A 26,554-nucleotide genomic window follows, 5' to 3' on the forward strand; every position below is an offset into this window, starting at 1 on the left:
ATTTAAAAATTATCCCATTATATAATTATATACGGCAATAAAAATTTTAGACAGTTAATTTTATTGGTTTCTGTAGTGTATTAAAGCATTTTCATCTACTACCTCCTTGCCGCATGCACAGCATTGGCATTTGCTGAACCATGAACGCCCCCCACTATGCAGCTGCAACAACTGAAGCAGGTATATAAATGATAAACTCCGAGTACTCCCCCTCCCTGCTCTCCACCCGCAGCTCACCGCCATGGCCCTTGGTGATGATGTCGTAGCTCAGGGACAGCCCCAGGCCCGTGCCCTGCCCGCTGGGTTTGGTGGTGAAAAAGGGCTGGAAAATCTTGGCCCGCACTTTCTCCGATATACCGGTCCCGTTGTCGCGCACCCTGATCTCTAAATTACCATGCTCGCAACTCGTACAAACCCGCACTTCGGGCAGATAAGTATCACCCATTGCTGCTTTCTTTTGCTGCGTAGCATAAAAAGCATTGTTGAAAAGGTTCAGCAGCACCCTTCCAAAATCCTGGGGAACAATATTTACGGGACCCGTCCTCGCTCCAAAATCAGTTTTTATAACCGCACAGAATGCTTTGTTCTTAGCCCGTACGCCATGATACGCAAGGCGCAGGTATTCATCGACCAGTGCATTTATATCTGTCAGCTGCTTTTCCCCTTTTGTGGTGCGGCTGTGCTCCAGCATGTTCTTCACGATCGCATCAGCACGCTTGCCATGATGGCTTATTTTAATGCTGTTTTCTCTCAGACCCGAGGCTATCGCCCCCGCCTCCTTTACTTGGCCAGTATGGAGGTTCTCCTGCATCTCCTCGATCAGCTCCTTGTTTACCTCGGAGAAATTGTTTATAAAATTGAGCGGGTTCTGTATTTCATGGGCTATTCCGGCCATCAGTTCTCCCAGAGAGGCCATCTTCTCTTTCTGGATGAGCTGTACCTGGGTGGATCTGAGTTCCTCCAGCGACTCCTGCAAGGCGGCGGTTCTTTCCTCCACCTGCCTTTCAAGCGTTTCGTTTTGGGAGGCAAGCAGCTCCTGCTTTTCTTTTTCCTGTGAAATGGTTTTCTGCGAGAGTTCTTCTACCTCCTCCAGCTTTTTTTTCAGGGTGTTGTTGATGAAGGCAAAATCAAGACCAAGATAAATAGAGGTCGCAATAGGTATACTCAACACAGATATCACGTAGAGCATGGACCTGAAAGGGCTGACCCCAATGAGGAACTCTCTTGTCAGCACGCCTAATGAAAGGAATATCACAAAAAATAAAAGGCAGGCGACGGCTCCCCAGGCAATAAACCAGGCACCTCTCTTACCTCTGTTGGCAGATTGGAGTGCAACGCGGAGAATATTCAGCTTGATCAGAACCTCTAGAAAAGCTCCTCCTACAATCCAACCCCAACCATATTGCGGTATAATGAAGAATACGCTTATTACCACCAAAATCAGCAGGCCAAGAAATAAAGAGTCTCTCTTTGTGTTGGATAACTGGTAAATGGCTGTCAGCAGGAACATATCAGCAATCAGAAGCAACGAAAAACAGGTATTGTAGAGAAGAAACCGGGATGAAACTACATGCCCATCAACAAAAATCCAGACTCTGATAATGTTCTGCGCTATGAAGAAAAAAGCAAACAAAGCAAAGGAAAGGTTTGCTTTCTGCTGCGGATGAAATACGTAGAAAGCGGTGTGTAAAAAGATCAGCAGGGCACATGCCCCAATCATAAAAGTCCAGAAAATTAAGAGGCGGGTAAAGAAATATTCATGATTTTCAATTGCTGTGATCAGGTTATTTATGCTGATCCTGAGTGCAGGATTAGAGGTTTCGAACATGGTGGTGTAGGACAAGCCAGGCTCAAGTGCATAGCGAACGGCTAAAACCTGGTGAGCTTCCTTCGTGAATGGGACCATAACGGGCCGCCACATGGGATCATACGCTTTCACCTCTCCCGGTTCTATACTTACACTTCCAAAGCGATGAATCAATGTACCGTTCAGGTATATTTCTGAAGCGCCCGATTGCTGAATAAGCAGGGCCAGTTGCTGTTTCCGTACCGTCGTGTCAAGGGACAGGTGCAGGCGAAACCAGCCAATGCCATTTTCCGGAACTTGCGTAAGTTCATGAATGTCCTGCGTGGGGTTGATCGGCTGCCACTGCGCATCATCGAATCCTGGCTCAGCCCACGCCGGGTTGTCGCCTGCCTGGTACTTCCAGCCCGTATCGAGCAATACGCCTTCTTCCGGTATCTGCTGCAACTGAAATACACGATCAGCTTTATGCTGTGCCTTTAGCTGCACAAAAGCAAAGAAAAAGCAAAGTAAGACAGCCGCTTTCATAGCACTATGGGTTGCTTGTTGAATGTTGTGGTATATGGCAGTCTGATGCTAAACTCGCTGTACTCCCCCTCCCTGCTCTCTACCTGCATCTCTCCGCCGTGCCCCTTTGTGATGATGTCGTAGCTAAGTGATAATCCAAGGCCTGTTCCCTGGCCGGCAGGCTTAGTGGTGAAGAAGGGCTGAAAGATTTTGTGTTTCACGCTCTCTGGCATCCCCACCCCATTATCCCGCACCTGGATCTCCACCTGGCTTTGCGATTTGCGGCTGCTGACGCTCACCTTAGGCATATAAGCCCTCTCCTCGCCGTTTGCTCCGGCATGTACCAGTTTCTGTTTCTGTTGCACAGCATAGAAAGCGTTGTTGAACAGGTTAAGTAGCACCCGCCCTATATCCTGTGGTACTACCTCCACCTTCTTCAGTTTAGGGTCAAATGATGTAGAGAGGGTACAGGTAAATTCTTTTTCTAAAGCACGAAATCCATAGTAGGAAAGGCGCATGTACTCATCAGCTAAAGTATTGATATCTGTCAGCTGCTTCTCTCCGGAACTGGCGCGGGAATGCTGGAGCATATTCTTTACGATGCCATCTGCCCGTTGCCCGTGCTGATGGATCCTCGCGAGGTTTTGCTTCAGGTCGGCTGCAATCGTCAGTACCTCCTCTTTATGATCTGCTATGGCCTCCTGTTTCAGTTCCTCTACCAGTTCCGAACTGACTTCAGAAAAATTGTTGACGAAATTGAGGGGATTCTGGATCTCATGGGCAATGCCAGCAGTCAACTCTCCCAGGGAAGCCATCTTCTCTTTCTGGATGAGTTGGGATTGGGTTGCTTTCAGGTGTTCGAGAGTGCTTTGCAGTTCTTCTTTTTGCGCTACCACCTCAGTGGTGCGTTCAATCACCTGACGTTCCAAGGTTTCATTGTGGGACTGAAGAATTTGCTGCTTCTCGACCTCTTGGGAAATTGTCTTCTCCGACAGCTGCTGGACCTCTACCAGCTTTGCTTCCAGGGTGCGGCTGGTGAAGGCAAACTCTAGCGCCAGTAAAATGGAGATGGAAACAGGAAAACTTAATGCGCTTATATTCCACATAATGTCTCCTGTAATAAAGTTTGAGCCTGCAGGTATATAACCGTAGGACATAGCTACAAAAATAAAGTAGAAGACAAAAAAGCTGATCGCTCCCCCGGCCACTATCTTTGCGCCTCTTTGCTTTCTATGTAATGCCAGCAAAGACACTCTCATTGTTTCTAATGGAATCAATAAGATAACCGAAGTAAGCAATAAGTTTGTGTGGTGGTAAAGCCATAATGCGAGGGGAGTATAGAGAAGGAGTGCAGTAGTTATTACCCAAATAAAGATTCCCTTGTGTTTATTAAAAATCATGTAGAGGGCCCTTAGGTAAAAAATATAACTAAGGGAAACACATACATATACAAAAAGTATCAAATATGCTTTAATATCTTGGTGATAGACTTTGAAAGATAAATTAAATAAATAAGACCAAAGTGCTGATAAAAGAGTGTAAAGGAAAAAATACAGGTTGGCCCGCTGCGCGGGGTAAAACCAAAAGAAAGCAAAGTGCAGAACCGCGAGAATCAGGAATGCCCCTGTCCTGAAAAACTCAAAGGGAGAGTCATCCTCTGCTTTCATATAGCTGACAGCCTCATTTATTCCGCTCACCTTCATCATCCAAGCAGGATTGTCTATGCCTCCATACTGGAGGTAAGGGAGGTTCTTTTGCAGCGCAAAACGCACTGCAAGCACCTGATCAGCCCCTCCCCTCAATGGCAAAGGGATCATCAGTCCCAGTGGCAGCTTGTGTGCCTGCACCTCTTCAGGTTTACCGCTCACCACACCCAAGCGCTTTATCAGGCGCCCGTTCAGATATATTTCGGCGGCACCTGTTTGATGCCCATACAAGACAAGCGACTGCTGGCGCACTAAGCTATCTACAGAGAGATGCAACCTAAACCAGACAATGTTGTTTTGCCACAGCTGCGGCAGGTTTTTAATATCTTCAGTAGGATCGATCGGCTGCCACTGCGTATCATCAAAATCAGGATCAGCCCAATCTGGGTTATCACCTGCCTGAAATTTCCACCCTTTATCCAGCAGGATTCCCTCTTCCGGCAAAGCCTCAATCAAGAGCACTTGTGCCATGGTTGTGCTAGCCTGGCCAATAGCCAGGTGGTGCAGCACTAAGAGGAACAGCAGCAGGCAGCGTGGTTTCATGAGGACGTGGGCTTAACAGGTGAACCAACAGGCACCGGCAATTGGATAATAAACTCCGTGTACTCCCCCTCCCTGCTCTCTACCCGCAGTTCACCGCCGTGGCCCTTGGTGATGATGTCGTAACTCAGGGACAGCCCCAGGCCCGTGCCCTGCCCGCTGGGCTTGGTGGTGAAAAAGGGCTGGAAAATCTTGGCCCGCACATTTTCAGGGATGCCGGTGCCGTTGTCGCGCACCCGGACTTCCACCTGATCTGGCAGTTGCCTCGTGCTCAACCGCACCTCAGGCTTGTATCCTGCCAGGCCCTGTTTCTGTTTCTGCAGCACGGCGTAAAAGGCGTTGTTGAACAGGTTCAGCAATACCCGGCCCAGTTCCTGCGGCACCACGTTTACTTTGTGAAGCTGCTCATCGAAATCGGTGGCAAGGGCGGTGTTAAAGCTTTGGTCCTTTGCCCGCAAACCATGGTATGCAAGGCGCATGTACTCGTTTGCCAGCGCGTTCAGGTCCGTCGGCTCTTTCTGACCGGTGCTGCTGCGTGAATGCTGCAACATGCCCTTCACGATGGACTCGGCGCGCCGCCCGTGCTGCTGAATTTTATAGAGGTTCTGAACGAGGTCTGCCAGGGATGCGCGCGCGTCGGCCAACTGGCTCGCGTCCAGTTCCTGCCCTATCTCCGAGCACAGTTCAATACTCACTTCCGAGAAGTTATTCACGAAGTTGAGGGGGTTCTGGATCTCATGCGCAATGCCGGCGGTCAGTTCCCCGAGCGAGGCCATCTTCTCCGACTGCACCAATTGGGACTGCGTGGCTTTTAAGTCCGTCAGCGCCTTCCTGAGCACATCCCGCTGCAGTTCCGTCCGCTCTTTCTGCTCCTGGATTTCCTCATTCAGCCTGGCAAGCTCGGTATTGCGCAGTTTAAACACCTCTGTTTCTTTCATGGCTTGCTCTATTCGGTGTGAGATCTCCAGGTCAAGCACTTTTTTGCTCATCGCTTCGCTGTGGACCTCTTTTTCCAGAGCGGTGTGTTTCTCATAATGCAGAAGTGCCTCCTGGTACCTTCCAGCCTGCTTCAGCACCTGGTAATAGCCTTTGTGAATCTTGGAAAGCGTGTCTTTTGCCTTGATCTCCTCCCCGATGCGCAGGCCTTCGTCTAAGTAAAGAAGCGCTTTTTCGAAATCTGCCCCGGTGTATCTTTGGTCACTGTAGAGTTGGCTGAAGAAATAGAGGATTTCTGCCTGGCCTTTTCTGTCCTGAATCTCCACCCGCACCTGCTGGCTTTTCAGCCAGTACTGGAAAGCCGACTCATAGTTTTTAAGCCCAAAGTTTATGCTGCCGATATGGAAAAGTGCGTTTGCCTGCCCTTTCTTGTCCCCGGCGGATTCAGAGATGGCCAGGCTCTGCTCGCAGAATGACAACGCTTTCGCATGGTCCCCGAGCTTATAGTAGGCCGTGCCGATGTTATCCAGGCATCCTGCCTCGCCCCATTGGTCGCCGCTTTGTTTCCGGAGCCTCAGGCTCTGTTGATAATACGCCAGGGCATTGTAGTAATCGCAACTCTCGAAATAGATCAGGCCGATGTTATTCAGCACGTATGACTCCGTCAGCACAGCCTTTTTCCTCCTCGCATCCGACAGGCTCTGCAGCAGGTAGTCCATGGCCTTGCTGAAGTTACCGAGATACTTGTAGGTGATCCCCAGATCATATAAATTCAACGGGATTCCCTCCTGGCCCGCCAGCTTTTCCCTTATGGTCAGCGCTTTATACAGGTAATCAAGCGAATCCCCGTAATTGCCCCTGCAACGGCTTATGATGCCTCTGTACTGCCATATATCGGCCTGGCCTTTCAAGTCTTTCAGGGTCTCGTAGATCGGAAAGGCTTTTTCCAGGCAGGCTGTTGCCTTGTCATGATCGGAGTGCCTGATATGGCAAAACCCCAGGGTACGCAACCCATCCGCTTCCCCCTTCTGATACCCCACACTCCCGGCAAGACGCACGGCTTCCTCGCTGAGCGAAAGCGCCTGGTTCGAGTCGACAACCATCAACTCCCATGCTTTGCCGTTCAAGGCGTCCACCTTATTCTGAGTGGCTTCAGCAACGGTAGGTATAGCCGGATCCTGCATATGCTTCAGACCATGTAAAGCTCCCACTGAATTCTGTCGGGGTCTTTAAATGCGACGTAGTCTTTGTTTAAAGTGGCGTCTTTTTTAACGCCAGTGTTCTCGACGCCGGCTTCCGTTAAGGCTTTAGCCACCCGGTGCAGTTCTTCCTCATCCTCGCATGCCATCGCCAGGTGGTCCATCCCGATCCGGAAGGGGCTGAACACCGCCTCGTCACCCTCCTGCGCGGTAGCCTCCATGAACCCAATAAAATTTGAACCGATCATCATCCCGAACAGGTGCGGGGTATCGAGTAAAATATCGAAGCCAAGTACGTCACTGTAAAACTTCTTCGACCGGTTCATGTCCTTACACCTCAAAGCGATATGATGAATACCCGAGGTTTTGATGTTGATAGCCATAACGAATTTGATTAGGTGGATATAATTCATTTTTTTAATTCAGGCTGGCTGGTGACGCTCAGGTGGTCACCAGAACAGTTTCATTTACATTCACCACAGGCACCTGTATTATAAACTCTGTATACTGTCCTTCAGCAGTCGAGAAGGTCAGCTTGCCCCCGTGGCCCTTGGTAACAATGTCGTGGCTGAGCGATAGGCCCAGCCCGGTGCCCTGCCCGGTAGGTTTCGTGGTGAAGAAAGGCTGGAAGATTCTGCTCACGGCTGTTTTCGGTATACCCGGGCCGTTGTCCCGCACCCGAATCTCCACTACATCCTCCAGGCGCCGCGTGCTCACTGCCACCTGCGGCTTATACTCCTCCTCCTTTTTGTGCTCCTTTTGCTGCTGCACAGCATAAAAGGCGTTGTTATACAGGTTCAGCAGCACCCGGCCCAGCTCCTGCGGCACCACTTCCACCAGACCAACCTCTTTGTCAAAATCAGTAACAAGGTTGGTGTTGAAGTTTTTGTCTTTGGCGCGCAGGCCGTGGTAAGCCAGGCGGAGGTACTCATCGGCCAGGGCATTGATGTCGGTGGGCTCTTTGTGGCCGGAGCTCTTGCGGGAGTGCTGTAACATACCTTTCACGATGGCATCTGCTCGCTGCCCGTGCTGGTAGATTTTGGATAGATTCTGCTCCAGGTCTGACAGAATGGCCTCTGTCCCAGAATCGTTGCCGGCGCTGTCCTTTTGTTTGATTTCATGGCGCAGTTCCTCAACCAATTCTGAGCTGAGTTCGGTAAAGTTGTTCACAAAGTTTAGTGGGTTCTGGATCTCGTGGGCAATACCGGCGGTTAGTTCCCCCAGCGAGGCCATCTTCTCCGACTGCACCAGTTGCGCCTGTGTGGCCTTTAAGTTGTCGAGGGTGTGCTGCAGTTGCGCTTTCTGTTGTTCCAGTTCATATGATTTACGCTCCAACTCTTCTGTGCGCTTGGCCACCAGGCTCTCCATTTGCTCTGCGTAGCGCCGCAGGGAGGCAGTCATATGGTTAAACTGTTGTGCCAGCGCCCCAATCTCATCATGCACCTCCACAGGCACTTCCACGCGCAACTCTCCTGCATTCACCCGCTGCACCCCCCGCAGCACATAACTAAGGGGCCGCAACAGGTTGCTCTTGAAAAATGCGGGGAACACCAGCACAATAATAAATGTGGAGAGGGGAATGAGGTACGCCAGGATGCGCAGGGCATTTTTCTTGTCTTCGCTTACGCCCACCTGGTTATCTACACCGTAGAGCAGGAAGCTAAGCATCCCCAGCAGCACCAATGTCAGGCACATGAACAGCCCTACCAGCTTGGCAAGGAAAGTCGTCGTTTCCTGGGCGTAAGACATATAGTTGATCACGATCCAGGTGAGCAGCACCAGGTAAAAGGCGTGGTGCAATTGCTCCCACCACACCGGAATAATCTGAAACACCCCCAGATTGGCGTTCAGCCACGTAGCGACGAGCAACAGGCACCAAAGCGCAAACACGCGGTATGCTTTTGTATCACGGCTGATCGGCTCGATGAATTCCTGCAGTACGCTTTCGCGCGTCACCGGCAAGGCGGGTTTAGCGGCCGCGCCTGCTTTCTGCCGTATTCGTATAGACCATATGGCTTTGCGCACGAACACCGTCACGATCCAGACGGCGATTACAAACTGCACCGGGAAAGTCCAGGGAAACCCTACTCTGTGAAACGAAAGCCCTATAAAGAGCACCACCGCGCTTACCAGCAGCACCGCACGCATCTCCCTGGGGTAGGGGTTTTGTCGGTATGAATAGCAGAACAGGAGGTGGTACAGTGCCAGGATTATCAGAATAACACTGTGCACCCATACGATGGGCTCGTAAGCCGGCGTATCAAAAGCGGAATTGCGGAAAAAGGAAACAGCATTGTAGAGGGTGTGCAGGATGAACATCCCGGTGATAAGGAAACCATCTTTCGTTTTGTCCCGGATACTGAGCAGGTACAGCGAGATAACCAGGCAGAGGGTAAACTCAGCGAGGGCAGCAGTACTTTGCGGCCGGAGTTGGAACCACTCCATCATCAGCAGTACAGTGGTTTGCAGAAGCAGGCTCATGGCAGAAGCAGCTTAAACATTCTATGTAAACGCGCTTCAGGGGCAAACCCGGCGCGCAGCTCAGCAACATCCAGTCGGACAAGAGTTTCCTAAATAGCTCCCCAACACCTTTCTTGTTTTCTATGATTCAGACCACCTAAAACCATACAGGGGTTTGTCATATATATGCCCTGCTACATCATGCATGGATGATAGACCGGCAGGCTGTCCAGCCAAAGGCTAACAGCTAATAATTATACGGAAAATATCTTATATTATATAGAGGTGCCTAATATATAAATCAGGGACTGCAGCCAATGTGCTATCCTACTGTTAATAGCTGCTCGTGGGCAGGATTATAACTGAGAAAAGGGTGTGGGTGTGACCATGCCCTCTTCAGCCAAACATTCTGTCTGCTGCATCAGTGCTTCACGAGAAGGATGCCCCTGCCGCAGAGGGCAAAAAAAGAGCCGCCCAATCAAAAGAAAGAGCGGCTGCTACTATAAAACAAACAACTACTACTATTATAAGAACATGTTGAGGAAGTCCTGCTTGCCGTTTAAGTACTCGTAGCCAAAGCCCTCTTCCGTCATTCTAAGCTTTATATCCTCCACATCCTGTGCCTGCTTTACCTCCACCCCAATAAACACCGGGCCTTTCTCCTTGTTGTTTTTCTTGATGTACTGGAAGTGGATGATGTCATCCTCCGGGTGCAGCACCTTGTTCACGAACGTGCGCAGGGCACCGGGTTTCTGGTTGAAGGTGATCATGAAGTAATGCTTCAGCCCCTGGTGCTGCATCGCCCGCTCCTTGATGTCCTCCATGCGGGTAATGTCGTTGTTGCTGCCGCTGACGACACATACCACATTTTTACCTTTGATCTGGTCAGCGTAGTACTTCAGCACGGATATGGAAAGCGTTCCTGCCGGTTCCAGCACCACGCCTTCCTCGTTGTACATCTTCAGGATGTCGACGCACACCTGCCCCTCCGGCACCAGCACCACATCGTCCAGCAGTTCCCGGCATATCTCAAAGGTCAGCTCACCCGGGCTTTTCACGGCCGCGCCGTCCACAAAACTGTCGATGGCGTCCAGCGCCAGGCGCTTCTGCGCCTTCAGCGAGTTGTACATCGACGGGGCTCCCTGCGGCTGCACGCCCACCAGTTTGGTGTGCGGGCTGAGTTGCTTGAAGATGCTGGAGACCCCGGCCGCCAGGCCGCCGCCGCCAATCGGCATGAACAGGTAATCGATGGGAAACGTGGCGGCTTTCAGAATCTCCAGCCCCACCGTCGCCTGCCCTTCCACAATGGCGATGTCGTCGAAGGGGGGCACAAAGGTGCTGCCACGGCTGTCGGAAAACTCCTTGGCCGCCTTAAAGGTGTCGTCGTAGGTGTCGCCGGTCAGCACCACCTCCACCATCTCCTTCCCGAACCCACGCACTTTGTTCACTTTCTGGGCGGGTGTATTGGCTGGCATAAAGATATAGCCCTTCAGACCAAGCAGCTGGCACGCGTAGGCCACGCCCTGGGCATGGTTGCCGGCGCTGGAGCAAACGATCTCCCGCTCGCCTTCCACTTTCGGCAGCGTGCTCATTTTGTTATAGGCACCCCTGATCTTGTAAGAGCGCACCACCTGCAGGTCTTCCCGCTTCAGGTACACATGGGCATCGTACAACTGCGACAGCCAGTGGTTCTGCAGCAAAGGCGTCTTGTTGATCACCCCTTTCAGGTTCTTCGCTGCCCGCTCTACATTCTCAACAGAGACTACGTTGTCTAAAGCGACTGTATCTTTATCCATATGCCTTTACTTAGATCTGGAGCGCAGCTTCCTTACGGTAGCGCCCGTTTGCCATAATTCTGAATCACGCAGTTCTTTCAGTTCTGCCTCCAGCTCTTTCCTGTAACCTGGCGTTGAACCGCGCTGGATGGTGCGCTCTGCTTCCTTGCCGGACGCCACGCTGTCATATAACTCGTTTATCACGGGCAGGGTCGCCTCTCTGAACTTGCCTTTCCAGTCGAGGGCGCCGCGCTGTGCGGTTACGGAGCAGTTAGCATACATCCAGTCCATGCCGTTTTCGCCTACCAGCGGCACGAGGCTTTGGGTCAGTTCCTCTACTGTTTCGTTAAAAGCTTCAGACGGAGAGTGTCCGCGCTCACGCAGCACCTGGTACTGGGCCTCGATGATACCGGCCAGAGCGCCCATCAGCACCCCGCGCTCACCTGTCAGGTCGCTGTATACTTCTTTCTTGAAATCTGTTTCGAAAAGATAGCCGGAGCCCACGCCGATACCCATGGCAACCGCTTTTTCATACGCTTTACCAGAGGCATCTTGGAATACCGCGAAAGAGGAGTTCAGGCCGCCGCCGCTAACGAAGAGCCTGCGCAGGCTGGTGCCACTTCCTTTAGGGGCCACCAGGATCACATCCACATCAGCCGGTGGAACGATGTTCGTCTGCTCCTTGAAGGTGATGCCGAAGCCGTGGGAGAAATACAATGTTTTACCGGGCTTCAGTCTTTCCTTGATCACAGGCCAAAGCGCTATTTGTCCGGCATCGGAGAGCAAGTTGCAAATGATGGTGCCGCGCTCTGCTGCTTCCTCAATCGAGAAGAGGGTTTCGCCTTCCACCCAGCCGTCTTTAATTGCTCTTTCCCAGGAGGGAGAATCTTTACGTTGGCCAACGATCACATTGAAACCGTTGTCTCTCATGTTAAGCGCCTGTCCGGGGCCCTGCACGCCGTACCCAATTACAGCAATCACTTCGTCTTTCAGGACTTCCTGCGCTTTAGAAAGCGGGAATTCCTCGCGTGTAACCACTGTTTCGTCTACTCCTCCAAAATTGATAGTTGCCATTTTGTTTTAGCTGGTTTTAGTTTTATTGATTTTTGATAATATTCTTTTTCAAACTGGTGCAGGGGAGAGGATTCGTAACGCCTATATAGGTTCGCTTCCCTTTTCTTCTCTCCTATCGCTATATATGCCCTACATCGAGAAGATCTTTTCCCGGCTGTTGAGGTACTCGTTCTCCTTTACTTCCTCGCCCGGCTCGGCACGCTCAAACTCCCGTAGCTTCCGGTTAAAGCCCTCGCTGCCTTTGATGATGGCGATGCGGGCGCTGCGCACGAACTCTATCAGACCATATGGCTGCAGCACCTTGATCAGGTTGTCGGTTTCCTCGCGGTGGCCGGTGGTTTCAAACACCGTGTAGTCTTTCCGGATCACCACAGCGCGGGCCCCGTTCTCGCGCAGCAAGCGCTCCACCAGCGCCTTTTCTGCGATCACATCGGTCGGCACCTTGTAAAGCGCCATTTCCTGCCAGATCACGTCCTCGTTGGTGTGGTAGTACACTTTCAGCACCTCTACCTGCTTCTCTATCTGCCGGGTGAGTTTGCGCACCACCTCCTCCGACTCGTGGATCACGATGTTGAAACGATGGATGCCCTCTATCTCGGATGGCGAGGTGTTGAGGCTTTCGATATTCATCTTCCTGCGAGAGAAGATGGTGGCAATCCGGTTCAACAGCCCCACGTGGTGCTCGGTGTATACCGTGATGTTGAACTCCTGCCTGTCTATATGATTCTGATTCGTCATACCCTTGCTTCCGTTTACTTCAACCTGATTTCGCTTACGCTGCACCCCTGCGGCACCATCGGGAACACGTTGTTCTCTTTGGTCACCATCACCTCCAGCAGGTAAGAGCCCTTATGGGCCAGCATCTCCTGCAGGGCGCTTCTCAGGTTTTCCCGCTCTGTTACTTTTTTGCCGGCGATGCCGTAGCCTTCCGCCACCTTGATGTAATCCGGGCTGGTGATATCCACGAAGGAGTAGCGGCGCTCGTGGAAGAGCTGCTGCCACTGCCGCACCATGCCCAGGAACTGGTTGTTCACGATGATGATCTTCACGTCCACGCCGCTCTGCATGATGGTGCCCAGCTCCTGGATCGTCATCTGGATACCGCCATCTCCCGCAAAGGCCACCACCGTTCTGTCGGGGGCGCCAAACTTGGCCCCAATGGCAGCCGGCAAAGCAAAGCCCATGGTGCCGAGGCCGCCGCTGGTGATGTTGCTGCGGGTGTGGTTGAGTTTGGCGTAGCGGCAGGCCACCATCTGGTTCTGCCCCACATCGCTTACGATGATGGCGTCGCCGTTGGTGAGCTCGTTCAGCTGCTGCATCACCTCCCCCATCGTCATCTCGCCGGAGGCCGGGAACAACTCATCCTGGATCACCTGCTCCACTTCCTGTGTCATATAATCCCGGAACTTCTGCAGCCATTCCGGGTGGCTCTTAGCCTCCACCAGCTCTGTGAGCAACGGCAGCGTTTCTTTGCAGTCGCCCCACACCGGCACGGTGGCTTTCACGTTCTTGTCTATCTCTGACGGGTCGATGTCTAAGTGCACCACCTTCGCCTGCTTCGCATACTTGTCGAGGCGGCCGGTCACCCGGTCGTCGAAGCGCATGCCGATGGCAATCAGCACGTCACAGTCGTTGGTGAGCACGTTGGGGCCGTAGTTGCCGTGCATGCCCAGCATGCCCACATTCAGCGGGTGATCGCTTGGCAAGGCCCCTGCCCCCATAATGGTCCAGGCGGCCGGGATGCCGCTCTTCTCGATGAACTGCTTGAACTCCTGCTCCGCTGCCCCCAGGATCACGCCCTGGCCCCACAGCACAAATGGCTTCTTCGCCTGGTTAATCAGCTCCGCAGCCTCCCGTATATATTCTTCACGGATGATAGGCTTCGGGCGATAGCTGCGGATGTGGTCGCAGCATTTATGCTCGTCGTAGCTCAACTGCTGCAGCTGCGCATTTTTGGTGATGTCGATCAACACCGGGCCCGGACGTCCGCTTTTGGCTATATAGAAGGCCTTGGCAAGCGCCTCCGGTATCTCCTTCGCGTCCGTTACCTGGTAATTCCATTTGGTGACAGGGGAAGATATACTGATTACATCCGCTTCCTGGAAGGCGTCTGTGCCTAACAGGTGGGCGAACACCTGCCCGGTGATGCACACGAGCGGCGTGCTGTCTATCATGGCGTCGGCGAGGCCCGTGATTAGGTTGGTGGCGCCGGGGCCGCTGGTGGCGAATACCACCCCCACCTTGCCGGAGGCGCGCGCATATCCCTGCCCGGCGTGGATGCCGCCCTGCTCGTGGCGCACCAGCACGTGGTTCAGTTGCTCCCTGTAATCGTATAAGGAATCATATATAGGCATGATGGCACCGCCCGGATACCCGAAAATGGTGTCTACCCCTTCTTTCAGCAGACCACGTATAAGCGCCTCACCCCCTGATATTGTCTTCTTCTCTTCAAGCAATTCTGGAGCTTGTTTCTCTTGCGTTAACATAAGCCTCTTCTAAATCTGTTATACATCCGTTACTTGCGTCACTCACCGTCCTGATATACTTCTGCAGCACGCCGCGCTTCACCTTGGCCTCCGGTGCCACCCACTTGTCGCGGCGCAGGGCCAGCAGGGCGTCGTCCACGTGCAGGTGAACGGTGTTGGTGGCGGCGTCCAGGGTGATGATGTCCCCGTCTTCCACCAGCGCGATGTTGCCGCCCTCAAAGGCCTCGGGGCACACATGGCCAATCACAAAGCCGTGCGTTCCGCCGGAGAAGCGGCCGTCTGTGATCAGGGCCACTTTATCGCCCAGCCCGGCCCCCATGATGGCGGAGGTGGGCTTCAGCATCTCCGGCATGCCAGGACCGCCTTTCGGGCCGACGTAGCGGATGACGACGACATTGCCTGCCTTCACCCGGTTCACTTTCAGCCCTTCGTTCAGTTCCTCCTCCGAGTTGAACACCACGGCAGGACCTTCGAATTTCAAGCCTTCTTTCCCCGTGATCTTCGCCACGCCGCCCTTCGTCGCCAAGTTGCCATACAGGATCTGGATGTGGCCGTCGGCTTTGATCGGGTTGGAGAGCGGCCGCAGCAGATCCTGCTCTTCGCCCAGCGGCTTCACATCCGCCAGGTTCTCTGCAATGGTCTTGCCTGTCACGGTCATCAGGTCGCCGTTAATGAGCCCCTCGTTCAGCAGCGTTTTCATGACGGCAGGCACACCACCTAAAGAGCAAAGGTCTTCCATCAGGTATTTGCCGCTCGGCTTCAGGTCGCCGAGCACCGGCGTCCGGTCGCTCACTGCCTGGAAATCCTCCAGCGTCAGGTTTACGCCCGCCGCAGAGGCAATGGCAATCAGGTGTATCACCGCATTGGTCGATCCGCCAAGCACCGTAATCACCACCATGGCGTTTTCGAATGCCTCGCGCACCAGGATGTCACGCGGCTTGATGTCTTTTTCCAGTAGGTTCAGCAGGTAATGCCCTGTCTGCAGGCACTCTTCCATCTTCTGCTGGCTCACTGCCGGCGAGGAGGATGTATAAGGGATCGACATGCCCAGCGCTTCGGCCGCAGAGGCCATGGTGTTGGCGGTGTACATGCCTCCGCAGGCCCCCGGGCCCGGGCAGGCGTTGCGGATAATGCCGCGGTAATCCTCCTCCGAAATATTGTGGTTCAGTTTCTTGCCATATGCCTCAAAGCAGGAAACGATGTTCAATTTCTCCCCTTTGAAATTTCCCGACTTTATCGTGCCGCCATATACCATCAGCGACGGTCGGTTCAGACGGGCCATCGCAATCAGCGAGCCCGGCATGTTCTTGTCGCAGCCTACAACGCAAGCCAACGCATCGTAATTATGGGCCCCCGTGATCGTTTCGATGGAGTCCGCAATCACTTCCCGCGACACCAGCGAGTAGCGCATGCCTTCGGTGCCGTTGGTGATGCCGTCGCTCACGCCGATCGTGTTAAAGCGCAGCCCTACCATACCCAACTGGTTCACACCTTTCTTCACTTCGTCCGCCAGCCCGTCGAGGTGCATGTTGCAGGTGTTGCCTTCAAACCCCGTGGAGCAGATGCCGACAAAAGGTTTTTGCAGATCTTCTTCTGAAAGTCCTGAGCCGATGAGCATAGCCTGCGAGGCAGGTAAGCTGTCGTCTTGCGTGTAGATGCGGCTGTATTTGTTTAAGGCCATGGAGATTATGGTTTTTTATCGTGGATCTGAGGAAGCAAAGGAAGCATGCTTAGAATTGCTGCTCTGTCTGCTAACTCTTCACCGTCTTGGTTTTATATATGCTGTTTCGGTTTTATACTTTCCTAAAGTTCTGCCTTTTGCTTTTGCTGCTAAAATGAGTCTGCTAAAAACCTACTATTTCTAAAAGCTCAAAGAAAGTTTTTATAAAACTGACTATCAATTACTTATATACAAGTACCATACATTATCTAAAGAAAAATAGTCCCCGCATTTACGGCTGATTATCAGTGAACGAGCAGCAAAACGGCCTCCCATAAGGCAGATAAATGCGCACGAGCTATATATAGTCAGGTACTCAACACGGCTGCAAAAGGGTGTTACACTATCATATATAGCAACTTCTTAAACAAAAAGCCTTTCGGAGTACCGCGGGCTTTATCAGACTTTCTTACCTGATCAGCAGGTGTATGGCTCTTTCATCCGGCAGCGGAGGGATAGAGCGCATAACGTGTACTGTAGCAGAAAGCAAGCTGCAAACTCAAGTATAAAAGGCGTTGGTATAAATGATAGCCATATATAATATTAATGATAGCCATATATAAAAAGAGCCGTCCCTGTTAAGAGACGGCTGCTTTTATCTGTTGCTTTTATATGCTCAGTTTTTCAGCAAACCATCTCCTCCTCCAGTGAAATGATCACGGAAATAAAAGGAATAATGACGCTGATTTGGGTTTGTTTTTGCATTTCTGTCAATATACGAAAATAAGCTGACTGCAACAAAAAGATCACAATCAGCGGCTGCGAATTGCCTATATAATCGTGCTAAGCCCTACTTCCATGTTATACTTGTAAGGGCCTGTCTCGGCTCCGTCCAGCACGCAGTAGGATATAAATGTGCCCACCTGCTCTGTTGTATAGGGTGAGTGGCTGTTCAGCTCCGGTGTCAGCACTTTCTTTTCGAGTGCGTACTGCACAGCTTCTTTCACCAGGTCCGCTTCTTCCTGCAGGCCGAAGTGCTCGAGCATCATGGCAGCAGACAAGATGGCAGCGATCGGATTGGCGATGCCTTTGCCCTTGGCCTGCGGGTAAGACCCATGGATGGGCTCGAACAGCGACACCAGTTTACCAACCGAAGCAGACGGCAGCAAGCCCAGCGAACCGGCGATCACCGATGCTTCGTCGGAGAGGATATCTCCGAACATGTTCTCAGTCAGGATCACGTCGAACTGCTTTGGGTTCAGGATAAGCTGCATGGCGGCATTGTCCACGAAAAGGTAATCCACCGCCACCTCGGGGTATCCTTTGGCGATGCCCTGCACCACCTCGCGCCATAACCTGGAAGTCTCCAGCACGTTGGCCTTGTCTACCAATGTCAGTTTCTTGCGCCGAGTGGCCGCCGCCTGAAAGGCGAGCTGCGCAATGCGCTCTATCTCTTCCCGGCTATAGGTGCAGTTGTCATAGGCGCTGTCGGCGGTGCGGCCTTTCTCCCCGAAGTACACGCCGCCGGTCAGTTCCCGGAAAATCAGCATGTCGGCACCGGCAATGCGGTCGTTCTTCAGGGGGGAGTGCTCCAACAGCACCTCATAGGCCGTCACGGGCCGGATGTTGGCGAAAAGGCCCAGCGACTTGCGCAGGCGCAGCAAGCCCTGCTCCGGCCTTACTTTCGCCGAGGGGTCGTTATCGTATTTCGGGTCGCCGATGGCGCCCAGCAGGATGGCATCCGCCTCCAGGCAGGCATCCAGCGTCTCATCCGGCAGCGGGTTGCCCGTGGCGTCGATGGCGCAGGCGCCCATCAGGTATTTCTCAAACTCAAATTTGTGGCCGAACCGTTCGGCTACCGCTTCCAGTACACGAATGGCTTCGTGACAGACTTCAGGACCAATGCCGTCGCCCGGCAATACTGCGATCCTTTTATTTAATATGCCCATTGTCTTTTGTTCTCGTAGGTTTCTATGGCCTCTTTCTGACTCACTAAAAAATCAATATCATCGTAGCCGTTAATCAGGCACTCTTTTTTGTAAGGATCAATCTCAAAAGAGACGCTTTCGTTCCACACTGGCACGAAAAATTCCTGCTTCAGCAAGTCGACCACAAATTGCGTCTGCGGCTCCCGCTCTACCTGCTCCAGCAAACGCTGCAGCATCTCGTCAGACACCTGCAAGGGAAGCAGCCCGTTGTTGAGCGCGTTGCCCCTGAAAATATCAGCGAAGTAGCTGGAAATCACCACCCGGAAACCGGCGTCATAGATGGCCCAGGCCGCATGCTCTCGGCTGGATCCGCAGCCAAAGTTCTTACCCGCTACCAAGATCTGCCCGTTATACCGCGGGTTATTCAGCGCAAAGTCTGGTTTCAGGTTCCCGCTGCTGTCGTAGCGCCAGTCGCGGAACAGGTTTTCGCCGAACCCTTCCCGGGAAGTGGCCTTCAGGAAACGGGCCGGGATGATCTGGTCCGTGTCTATGTTCTCTATCGGTAACGGAACTGCGCCCGACTTAATAATCTCGAACTTTTCCATTAATTCAGGTATTGGGTGATGTCAACAATCTTTCCTTCCACGGCGGTGATGGCGGCCACCAGCGGACTGGCCAGCAAGGTGCGGGAGCCGGGGCCCTGGCGGCCTTCAAAGTTACGGTTGGAGGTGGACACGCAATAGGCACCGGCCGGAATCTTGTCTTCGTTCATGGCCAGGCAGGCACTGCAACCCGGCTCGCGCAGCTCAAAGCCTGCCTCCGCCAGCAGTTTGTCGATGCCTTCGGCCCTTGCTTGCTGCTCCACGTGCTTGGAACCCGGCACAATGATCGCCTCCACATGGCTTGCCTTATGGCGCCCCTTCACAAACTCCGCCACTACCCGCAGGTCTTCGATGCGGGAGTTGGTGCAGCTGCCGATGAACACGTAGTTCACCTCTTTCCCGATCAGCGACTCGCCGGGCGCAAAGCCCATATACTGCAGCGATTTATCAAAGCTGGCCGCCTCCCCTGTTGGCACCTCCACCGGAATATGGGAATTGATGGCAATGCCCATGCCCGGGTTCGTGCCGAAGGTGATCATCGGCGATATCTCGGAGGCATCGAAGAAATACTCTTTGTCGAAGGCAGCGCCCTCTTCCGTATAGAGCGTTTTCCAGTAAGCCAGTGCCTCTTCCCAACGCTCACCTTTCGGTGCGTGTTCGCGGCCCTTCACGTATTCAAACGTCGTCTCGTCGGGGGCAATCATGCCGCCGCGCGCGCCCATCTCAATGCTCATGTTGCAGACCGTCATGCGGCCTTCCATGCTCAGCGAGCGAACGGCACTGCCGGCGTACTCCACAAAATAACCCGTGGCACCGCCTGTGCCTAACTTAGATATGACATACAGGATCAGGTCTTTGGCAGATACCCCGCGCCCTAGCTCGCCGTCCACGGTGATGCGCATTTTCTTCGGGCGGCTGATGAGCAGACACTGCGAGGCCATGACCTGCGCCACCTGGCTGGTGCCGATGCCGAAAGCGATCGTCCCAAAAGCGCCGTGCGTGGAGGTGTGGCTGTCGCCGCACACAATCGTCATGCCCGGCTGCGTGATGCCCAGTTCCGGCCCGATCACGTGCACGATGCCCTGGTTCTCGTGCCCTAAGCCAAACAACTCCACGCCGTATTTCGCGCAGTTCTCCGTCAGTTTGTCCACCTGCATGCGCGAGAGCGGCTCCTGGATCGGGAGGTGCTGGTTGATGGTAGGCACGTTGTGGTCGGCGGTGGCCACGATCTGGTTTTTCCGGTACAGCGGCAGGTTGCGCGCCGCGATCTCATCAAACGCCTGGGGGCTGGTTACCTCATGGATCAGGTGCTTGTCTATATAAAAAACATCCAGTCCGCCCGGAATGGAGCGGACTACATGTGCATCCCAAATTTTATCAAATAATGTCTTCTTCATATTAACTGGCAGCAACCAGGTTTTCTTGTTCAACTAAGATATGCAAATCGTGATCCACTACTTCTTTGGTGCGATCCGCCACCTGCAGGAAAGAGGCATAGGCTTTGTCCAAGGTATTTTTATCGAAGTTATAGCCGATTTTCTGCAAACGGTATGCCAGCGCGGCGCGGCCGGAGCGGGCAGTAAGCACAATAGAAGAGTCCGACACACCGACATCGCGCGGATCAATGATCTCATAGGTCTCGCGGTGCTTGATCACGCCGTCCTGGTGGATGCCGCTGGAGTGCGAGAACGCGTTGGAGCCTACGATGGCTTTGTTCGGCTGCACCGGCATGCGCATCATATGCGACACCATCGCAGACGTTTCCGCCAACAGCTTCGTGTTCACGTTTGTGTCGAGGTTGAGGTACGGGTGCTGGCGTAAAATCATGACAACTTCTTCCAAAGCCGTGTTTCCGGCACGCTCCCCTACCCCGTTGATGGTACACTCGATCTGGCGCGCCCCGTTTACCACACCGGATATTGAGTTGGCCGTTGCCAGGCCCAAATCGTTGTGGCAGTGCGTGGAGAGACGGACCCTGTCAACGCCCTTCACGTTTTCGTAAAGGTACTTTATTTTCGCACCGTACTCTTCCGGCAAACAGTAGCCGGTGGTGTCCGGTATGTTCAGCACGGTGGCACCGGCCTTGATGGCGGCCTCGCACACCCTGGCCAGGAACTCGTTCTCGGTTCTGCCGGCATCCTCGGCGTAAAACTCCACGTCCTCCACAAAGCTCTTTGCCAGCGTTACCGCCGCAATGGCGCGCTCCAGCACTTTCTCCTGCGTGCTGCGCAGCTTAAAGTTTATATGTGATTCGGAGGTGCCGATGCCGGTATGGATCCGGGGGCGTCGGGCACCGGACAGTGCCTGGGCCGCCACGCGTATATCCTCCTCCACAGCTCTTGAAAGGCCGCAGACGGTTATCTCCTTTGTCTGGGCGGCAATGGCTTTCACCGCCTCGAAATCTCCCGGGCTCGAAACAGGAAAACCAGCCTCTATCACATCCACGCCCAGTAGTTCGAGCTGCCTTGCAATTACCAGTTTTTCCTCCATGTTGAGTTTGCAACCGGGCACTTGCTCGCCATCCCGCAGGGTGGTGTCAAAGATTTGTATTTTTTGAGCCGACATAGTTAATTTGATCTTAATTACAGAAATTAATTCAGTACTTAGAGGGCAAGTAAGTCGAAAAGCAGGAGCTACAAAAACTATTTTCAGAATAGGCTGTTATTTCTAATCGCGCTAATTTCATTTATAAATTCCTGTCTTTCAATTAAATACGCAATAAAAATATACAATGTCTAACGAAAACACCGATCCCGTTTTTCAGTTGGTTAAATCCCTGACCAAAACTGAAAAGCGGCATTTCCGGCTGTTTGCCAAGCGGCAGGGCTCCACGGACGGCCTTAAGTTTCTGCAACTGTTTGATGCCATGGACGGCGAGGCGTTCTATGACGATGAGAAAGTGCTGGAGAACGCGCCCGCCGTGAAGAAGACGCAGCTCGCCAACATGAAGGCCAACCTGTACAAGCAACTGCTCTCCAGCCTGCGCCTGTACCACTCCGGGCAGAACCTGGACATCCAGCTGCACGAGCAGCTCGATTATGCCCGCGTGCTCTACAACAAGGGCTTTTACCAGCAGAGCCTGAAGATGCTGGAGAAAGTTAAGGTCAGCGCCCACCAGGGCGAATTGCCGCATATCGCCCTCATGGCCATTGATTTTGAGAAGCTGATCGAGTCGCAGTACATTACGCGCAGCCTCGAGGGAAGGGCAGAATCGCTGGCGACCGAGGCAATAGACACTGCCCGCCACGTCACGCAGATACACGCGCTCTCCAATGCCGCCCTCCGGTTATATGGCTTATATATAAAAGTCGGGCACTCGCGCAACGAGCAGGATTATATCCACACCACCGCCTTCTTTAAGGAAAACCTGCCGCAGGTAGACATGCAGCACGCCGGGTTCTATGAGAAGCTGTACTATTACCAGGCCCATGTCTGGTACCACTACATCAACCAGAACTTTAAGTCTTGTTACCGTTACGCGCAGAAGTGGGTGGACCTGTTTGAGCAGTACCCGGATATGAAGTACAAACAGGACACCTTATATATAAAGGGGCTGCATAACCTGCTGCTGGCGCTCTACAACATGCTCTATTACAGCAAGTTTATGGAGGTGCGGCATAAGCTGGAGCAGTTTGCCGTGGACGAGCACCGGCGCCCCACACCGAATTCAGAGGTGCTGCTGTTCCTGTTTATATATACCAACCGCATTAACAGCTACTTCCTGGAGGGCCGCTTTACAGAGGGGGTGGAGATCATTCCGGAGCTGCTGGAGAACCTGAACCGCTACCGGTCGCAACTAGACCCGCACCGCATGCTCACGTTCTACTACAAAATCGCCAGCCTTTACTTCGGCAGCGGGGACAATTATAAGGCCATCGAGTACCTGAACAAGATCATCCAGTACAAGGACATCAGCCTGCGGGAGGACCTGCAGTGCTTTGCCCGCATCCTGAACCTGATTGCCCACTACGAGGCCGGCGAAGACGAGGTGCTGGAGTACCAGATCCGGTCGGTGTACCGCTTTTTGGGCAAGATGAACGACCAGCAGCAAATGCAGGTAGAGATATTCCGTTTCCTGCGAAGCCTGGGAGATGTAGCGCCGCATGAGCTGAAAGACGCCTTCATCAGCCTGAAAGACAAATTACTGGCCATTTCCAGGGATCCGTACGAGAAGCGGCCTTTCCTGTACCTCGACATTATCTCCTGGCTTGAGAGCAAGATCGAAAACGTGCCGGTGCAGGAGATCGTAAGGCGCAAGCACAAGCACATGAAGTAAACCGGCTTTACAGCTTCCCAAGGTCCCGCTTGTTGAGGTACGCAAGCACCTCTTCCACAGAGGCCAGGTCACCGATGGCGTGGTAGTTCCGGATGCGTTCCATTTCCCCGGAAATGAGCCCGGCCCGCGCGTCCTGCACCTTTCCCTGCGAGTGCACCACCTCCTCTTTCCAAGGCAGAGCTTTCCCGGGGAGGCTGTAGACATACAGTTGGGGGTAGCTTTTCAATACTGCCGTTACGGCTGCCATATAGGCGCGGGGCTGCTGAAAAGGGCTTGCAGACACGATGATGCGCCTGTAATTTTGTTTTTTGGCAAAAGCCACCATGGACGTTGCCTCGATACCGGTGTGCAGGATGTCCGTATCAGCCGGCACGGGTGGCACCGGCTCCAGCATCCCCTCTCCCATTCCCGCGTTCACCAACGCATTCTTCCAGCTTTCGAAGCCGGGGTAGCCGCTGATGGCCCCCGTGCCCAGAAACAGTACCCTGCTGACGCGCTCTTGCTGCCATAACTGCCGGGCGACCGCAAACGCGGATTCCTGGTTATCCTCTGTCTGGCCAAACAGGAAAAGCGCGTCTGCAGGCGCTTCGGGTAAAGTATCGCACAAAGTACGGATGATCAGTTCTTCTATCATAGCCCCTCCTATACGGCGGATGGGTGTGGCGGGTGTATTGTGTTTGAGAAGGTAAGTAAGCTGTTGCTTTATCCTTGCCTGGGGTAAGACTTATATATGCCAACACTCACACGAAGTGTATGTTTCAAAAGTAAAAAAGACTATACAATGTGAAAAAGGCGTGAAGCGGGGTCTTTCTCTGTACTTCATTTACCTATTATACCTAATTCTCATTTTCCTGAATTAATTATAAACGGCCCTTCTATTAAGCTTTTAATATATTATATTAGCGGGATTAATATCAACCTTTACTTTTAGCTATCAGTAACGCCTATCTATTTTATATCAACTCACAAAAGCAAACTTAAATGAACTACAACATCATGAGCAAAATAAAGCTAATAACCATTTTCCTATTAGCGATTTGTTATACAGGGCGAAGTCAAGATACAACTTATTTTGATGTAGATTGGAACATCACACATGGCGGTGAATATTCATTCTACAGGGTCACATCCCCATATAAAACTATGTTTAATGTGACAGATTACTATGCATCTGGGAAAGTTAAAATGAAAGGATACTCCTTATCTAAGGATAGTCTAACAGAACAAGGCATTTTTACATATTATTTCGCTAATGGGCTTATTGAGAATAAAATTACATATAAGGATGATCAGAAGCATGGACCCTATAGTTTATATTATACAAGCGGTGCATTGAAAGAAACGGGAACACACAAAGAAGACAAAATATCAGGCAAAAATGTGCAATATTTTGAAAACGGCAACATAAAGAGGAAGGCGAAATTAAATAATGGGAAGTATAATGGGAAGATGGTCTACTACAACGAAAATGGTGTAATGATTGGCAAAGGTAGATGCAAGGATGACGTTTGGGATGGGAAATGGACTAAGTATGATAACAATGGGGAAAAAGTAACTGGCATTCACTATGGCACCTCCTTTAAACTTAAAGAATGTAGAATAAATATAAATCCTACTACTTATGTGTGGAGCCTTTTTGACAAGGAAGAGTATGTAGGCTATGATAGTTACTTAATAAGGTGCGTATCAAGCATTACAAATAAAAAGAATCCTATAATAAAAGCCCCCGAAATAAGGCTGCTCAGTATTAAAAACAAAGAGCTTTTTAATGATTTTTATAAAAATGAAGCTCTTAAAAAAAGTTATAATATCGAATTCAGCGACAAAGCTTTATCTCTCAAAGAATCTTTTGTTCTATAGGTTGAAAATGATATTATCAAAAAAGATAGTATGTTAATTTTGAAGTTATCAAATGGAGCAAAAAACTTTATTATAGAAACAACCATTGACACTGATAATGCCATTCGTAATGAGCAAATTCTTCAAGATTTAATAGGAAGTATATCAGGTTATTGATAAGGTGTTGTAGCTGATATTCACACAAAGTTTTTAAAGTTTATTGATACTATTTCTTACATATATAAAAGGGGTGTTTCAAATTTACAGAACCGCCCCTTTTATATATAAGTTGCTGCATGTTTTATATCAGTAGTCTTTTATATTATATGCCGGTGGTAAATGAGAAGGCGCTTTTAAAACTTCACAATATCCCTGACGCAGTTCCTAACATGTCTCCTATCAAAAAAGAACATCCAACAGAGAAATCCAACTTGCACCCCCGGAACAAACACCGGGCGCGCTATGATTTCAGACAGTTGACAGCGAGTTGCCCGGAGTTGGGTCCATATGTAAAGGTGAACAACTACCAGGATCAATCCATTGATTTTTTTGATCCGGCGGCGGTTAAAATGCTGAACAAGGCGCTGCTGAAGCATTACTACGGCATCGGTTTTTGGGATATACCTGCTGGCTATCTATGCCCGCCCATTCCGGGAAGAGCCGAATACATCCATCATATAGCCGATTTGCTGGGCAGCCAGTTTGCCGGCGTTCAGGGACAGGGAGTACCGCAGGGTGATAAAATAAAATGCTTGGACATTGGCGTGGGAGCCAATTGCGTGTATCCCATTATCGGGAACAGGGAATACGGCTGGAAATTCGTCGGCTCAGACATCGACCCCGTTTCCATTGAATCTGCCAATAGAATAATTGAAATGAACCCCGCGCTGCAAGGGCAGATAGCGTGCAGAAGGCAGCACACCCCAAAAGATTATTTCAGAGGGATTATCCATAAAGACGAATATTTTGATCTTTCGATCTGCAACCCTCCTTTTCATGCCTCTTCAGCAGAGGCCAGCGCCGGAACGGTCCGAAAACTAAAGAACTTAAAACACAAAAGGATCCCTGAGCCAGTCCTGAACTTTGGGGGCCAGAGCAATGAGTTGTGGTGCGAAGGCGGGGAAGAAAGATTCATTGTAGATATGATTGGCCAAAGCAGGGAGTTCTCAGCCTCCTGTTTCTGGTTTTCCACCCTTGTTTCGAAAGAATCCAGCTTAAAGAACGTCTACAAAGCATTAAAAGCGGCCGGCGCTTTCGACTCCAGGACGATCCCGATGCGTCATGGAAATAAAACAAGCCGAATCGTTGCCTGGACTTTTCTGACAAAGGAACAGCGGAACAACTGGATGCGCACAAGGTGGGTAAACTGAACCTGATGATACCCCCCCTTAGGCATACATTCAATTTCATAGCTACACACAGGTTCTTTTATAACCTACAAACAGTCAGGTTTATATATAGGTAGCCATATCAGGCAGGTATTGATTTCGGTGCCGCACCATCGACAGAGGACCAACCGCCACAGTTGTTGCCGCTTTTGCCTCCTGCTTTAGAACTTCACCAACGCAGTATAATATAGCTCGCCCGGAAAGGTGAATCCGGTGGGATCTTCTCAAAATCCCCCTGCGGCATGCACGGGCGCCCCTCCCACAACCCTGCCCGCCGCAAACGGTATATATATGGCAGTGCTCCAGTAACTCTGACATGTTCTTGAACTCTGACATAGAAGCATTGCGTATATAAACCGGAGTGCGATGCACTT

18 protein-coding genes are annotated in these 26,554 nt (G+C 51.8%); 3 read left to right on the forward strand and 15 right to left on the reverse strand.

Annotated elements, in window-relative coordinates:
- Positions 1–154: 154 nt before the first annotated feature.
- The 14 genes from ABD920_RS02710 to ABD920_RS02775 form a co-directional block, all read right to left on the reverse strand.
- Positions 155–2,332 (reverse strand): ATP-binding protein, encoded by a 2,178-nt coding sequence (locus ABD920_RS02710; protein ID WP_345156609.1) that lies wholly within the window; start codon positions 2,330–2,332, stop codon positions 155–157.
- Complete coding sequence (locus tag ABD920_RS02715) at positions 2,329–4,560, reverse strand: ATP-binding protein (RefSeq protein WP_345156610.1); 2,232 nt, start codon at positions 4,558–4,560, stop codon at positions 2,329–2,331. The genes ABD920_RS02710 and ABD920_RS02715 overlap by 4 nt, the downstream gene beginning before the upstream one ends.
- Positions 4,557–6,677 carry a tetratricopeptide repeat-containing sensor histidine kinase gene (locus ABD920_RS02720; protein ID WP_345156611.1) on the reverse strand — a complete coding sequence of 707 codons (2,121 nt, stop codon included), beginning with the start codon at positions 6,675–6,677 and terminating at the stop codon, positions 4,557–4,559. Before ABD920_RS02720 ends, ABD920_RS02715 begins: the two co-directional genes overlap by 4 nt.
- A gap of 5 nt (positions 6,678–6,682) precedes the next feature.
- Positions 6,683–7,105 carry a VOC family protein gene (locus ABD920_RS02725; RefSeq protein ID WP_345156612.1) on the reverse strand — a complete coding sequence of 141 codons (423 nt, stop codon included), beginning with the start codon at positions 7,103–7,105 and terminating at the stop codon, positions 6,683–6,685.
- Between the two features lie 28 nt (positions 7,106–7,133).
- A complete protein-coding gene (locus ABD920_RS02730; protein WP_345156613.1) occupies positions 7,134–9,173 on the reverse strand; it encodes a sensor histidine kinase in 2,040 nt (679 codons plus the stop codon).
- 503 nt (positions 9,174–9,676) lie between these two features.
- Positions 9,677–10,948: a threonine ammonia-lyase IlvA gene (ilvA, locus tag ABD920_RS02735; RefSeq protein WP_345156614.1), complete on the reverse strand. Its 1,272-nt coding sequence runs from the start codon at positions 10,946–10,948 to the stop codon at positions 9,677–9,679.
- A 6-nt stretch (positions 10,949–10,954) separates the two neighbouring features.
- Positions 10,955–12,001 (reverse strand): ketol-acid reductoisomerase, encoded by a 1,047-nt coding sequence (gene ilvC, locus ABD920_RS02740; RefSeq protein ID WP_345156615.1) that lies wholly within the window; start codon positions 11,999–12,001, stop codon positions 10,955–10,957.
- Positions 12,002–12,130: 129 nt separating this feature from the next.
- Complete coding sequence (gene ilvN / locus ABD920_RS02745; protein WP_345156616.1) at positions 12,131–12,739, reverse strand: acetolactate synthase small subunit; 609 nt, start codon at positions 12,737–12,739, stop codon at positions 12,131–12,133.
- Between the two features lie 14 nt (positions 12,740–12,753).
- Positions 12,754–14,487: a biosynthetic-type acetolactate synthase large subunit gene (gene ilvB / locus ABD920_RS02750; RefSeq protein ID WP_345156617.1), complete on the reverse strand. Its 1,734-nt coding sequence runs from the start codon at positions 14,485–14,487 to the stop codon at positions 12,754–12,756.
- The gene (gene ilvD / locus ABD920_RS02755) at positions 14,450–16,168 is read right to left on the reverse strand and encodes a dihydroxy-acid dehydratase (RefSeq protein WP_345156618.1); all 1,719 of its coding nucleotides are present in this window, start codon (positions 16,166–16,168) and stop codon (positions 14,450–14,452) included. The genes ilvB and ilvD overlap by 38 nt, the downstream gene beginning before the upstream one ends.
- An 809-nt stretch (positions 16,169–16,977) precedes the next feature.
- On the reverse strand, positions 16,978–18,096 hold the full coding sequence (gene leuB / locus ABD920_RS02760; protein ID WP_345156619.1) for a 3-isopropylmalate dehydrogenase: 1,119 nt from the start codon (positions 18,094–18,096) through the stop codon (positions 16,978–16,980).
- On the reverse strand, positions 18,084–18,680 hold the full coding sequence (leuD, locus tag ABD920_RS02765; RefSeq protein ID WP_345156620.1) for a 3-isopropylmalate dehydratase small subunit: 597 nt from the start codon (positions 18,678–18,680) through the stop codon (positions 18,084–18,086). Before leuD ends, leuB begins: the two co-directional genes overlap by 13 nt.
- Positions 18,680–20,074: a 3-isopropylmalate dehydratase large subunit gene (leuC, locus tag ABD920_RS02770; RefSeq protein ID WP_345156621.1), complete on the reverse strand. Its 1,395-nt coding sequence runs from the start codon at positions 20,072–20,074 to the stop codon at positions 18,680–18,682. The genes leuD and leuC overlap by 1 nt, the downstream gene beginning before the upstream one ends.
- A gap of 1 nt (position 20,075) precedes the next feature.
- A complete protein-coding gene (locus ABD920_RS02775) occupies positions 20,076–21,242 on the reverse strand; it encodes a 2-isopropylmalate synthase (protein WP_345156622.1) in 1,167 nt (388 codons plus the stop codon).
- Positions 21,243–21,408: 166 nt separating this feature from the next.
- Between ABD920_RS02775 and ABD920_RS02780 the strand changes: the two genes are divergently transcribed.
- Positions 21,409–22,953, forward strand: a complete 1,545-nt coding sequence (locus ABD920_RS02780; protein WP_345156623.1) for a hypothetical protein — start codon at positions 21,409–21,411, stop codon at positions 22,951–22,953.
- Between the two features lie 7 nt (positions 22,954–22,960).
- Here the strand turns inward: ABD920_RS02780 and ABD920_RS02785 are convergent, their stop codons facing one another.
- A complete protein-coding gene (locus tag ABD920_RS02785; protein WP_345156624.1) occupies positions 22,961–23,587 on the reverse strand; it encodes a YdcF family protein in 627 nt (208 codons plus the stop codon).
- Positions 23,588–23,934: 347 nt separating this feature from the next.
- Between ABD920_RS02785 and ABD920_RS02790 the strand changes: the two genes are divergently transcribed.
- Positions 23,935–24,813 carry a toxin-antitoxin system YwqK family antitoxin gene (locus ABD920_RS02790; protein WP_345156625.1) on the forward strand — a complete coding sequence of 293 codons (879 nt, stop codon included), beginning with the start codon at positions 23,935–23,937 and terminating at the stop codon, positions 24,811–24,813.
- A 368-nt stretch (positions 24,814–25,181) separates the two neighbouring features.
- On the forward strand, positions 25,182–26,162 hold the full coding sequence (rlmF, locus tag ABD920_RS02795; protein WP_345156626.1) for a 23S rRNA (adenine(1618)-N(6))-methyltransferase RlmF: 981 nt from the start codon (positions 25,182–25,184) through the stop codon (positions 26,160–26,162).
- Positions 26,163–26,554 lie beyond the last annotated feature (392 nt).

The sequence above is a fragment of the Pontibacter saemangeumensis genome, from assembly GCF_039541895.1.
GTDB lineage: Bacteria > Bacteroidota > Bacteroidia > Cytophagales > Hymenobacteraceae > Pontibacter > Pontibacter saemangeumensis.